The organism is Megasphaera hominis (assembly GCF_014269395.1).
Taxonomy (GTDB): Bacteria; Bacillota; Negativicutes; order Veillonellales; family Megasphaeraceae; genus Megasphaera; species Megasphaera hominis.
Genome location: NZ_JACOGK010000070.1, coordinates 1 through 1,699, shown reverse-complemented (window position 1 = coordinate 1,699; position 1,699 = coordinate 1). Strand labels below are relative to the sequence as shown.

Genomic DNA, 1,699 nt, shown 5'->3' with positions numbered 1-1,699 from the left:
TTTTTTTGGACCGTCCTCACTTTGTAGGCAATAAGCCTAAACTTATTCTATACTGTATCGGGCTCATGCCACCCAAAGACATCTTAATCCGATCTTCGTTATACCAATGAAGATATCTATTTATTAAAGCCTTGAACTCAGCAAGGGAGACGCCTTGCCAGTCTCGTCCATAAAATATCTCATTTTTCATTCTGCCAAAGAAGCCTTCACAAGCAGCATTGTCCGGAGAGCAGCCTTTCTTCGACATGGACCGTGTCCATCCGAATTCATTCATCCGGTTCCTCCAGCTCTGCCAAAAATATTGAATCCCGCGGTCGGAATGAACGGTGGGATGGTCATCCTCATTCACCAGTTTCTTGGCGTCATCCAGCATCGTATTTACCAGCTTAGCATTGGGCGACGTGCTGAGTCCCCAAGATACCAGCATCCCATCAAAACAATCAATTAACACAGACAAATATAGTTTTCCAAACGTAAGATTGAATTCTGTGATGTCTGTCAGGAACTTTTCGTTAGGCTTATCCGCGTTAAAGTTCCGTTCAATGACGTTAGAGACCGCAGGTGTAGGCTCCCCTTCATACGAGCTGTATTTCTTCCGGCGTTTGAAGTAGGGAACCAGTTGGTCTTCTTTCATGATACGTTGGACTACCTTTTCGGAAACAATTTTGCCATTGTTACGGAGTGCTTTCCAAATTCGGCGATAGCCATACGCATTAAAATTGTTTTCAAATATTTCTTTTATCTCTTTTCGGAGTTCCGCATATTTATCACCTGCAAGTAGCACACGCCGCTGATAGTAATAGCTGCTTTTCGATAGGGCAAGCAGCTGCAGGCATCGTTTCAAAGGGAATTCGTATTTTGTACAAAGGGCGTCAATCACAATGGCTTTTTCTCGATTTGTCAGGTCCTTTAGACTGACGCCCCCGTCTTTTTTTATTAGTGCACTCGCTATTTCAAGCGCCCGGTACTCTAATTCCTGGTCACGAGTCTGTTTACTGAGTTTTTCAAGGTTATTCTCAAGAACTTTAACTTTTTCTTCTGCCTCTTCTTTTTGTTTGCGCAGTGTTTCTTCGTCTTTACGCAAGGCTTCTATCGCTCTAACGAGTTCTTCTTTCTCTTGCAGTAAAGAGGCAGTGGTTGGTTCCTGCTTTTTCTTGGTCATCGGTGTCAGCCTCCCTTGAAGCAGTTTCATCAGGAAGGCGGGGTCCTTGTGAGGATCAGCGGCCTGTACAAGCAAATTCTCCTGAATCGGTAGAGTGTTCCCTGCTTCTGTTTGTGGTTCTTGAACACATTTTACAGGGTTATGGCCAGATTGCAACCGTTTATTTTCTAAAACAGCAATCTCTTCAATCCATCTTTTTAATGCGAGAGTCGTGGTAGGATAGCCTAATTCGGCTCTGGTACGCTTCAGATCGCCATTTCTCCAATAATATGCGACCGCAATTGCCTTTTGCTTAGGAGAATATCCTTCGGCATAGCCTTCGATACTGTGCAGTGTGCCACTGGACTGGTATTCACGGCACCATTGACGCAATACCTTGATGTCCCGAGGGTACCCAAGTGTTTTCATAACCTTCTTAAGTCCCATACCTGCGTCTCGATGCAACAGGACTGCTTTCATTCGTTTTTCATAAGAATACATTTTAAACCTCCTGACATTTAGTGATCATGTCAGGTCCAACTTTTTGTCCGCACCTCC

Annotated in this window: 1 protein-coding gene; it reads right to left on the bottom strand. The window is 44.2% G+C overall.

Features of this window, described 5'->3' with window-relative positions:
* Positions 1 to 16: 16 nt before the first annotated feature.
* Positions 17 to 1,642, bottom strand: a complete 1,626-nt coding sequence (locus H8J70_RS12310) for an IS3 family transposase (RefSeq protein WP_186504583.1) — start codon at positions 1,640 to 1,642, stop codon at positions 17 to 19.
* Positions 1,643 to 1,699: the final 57 nt, after the last annotated feature.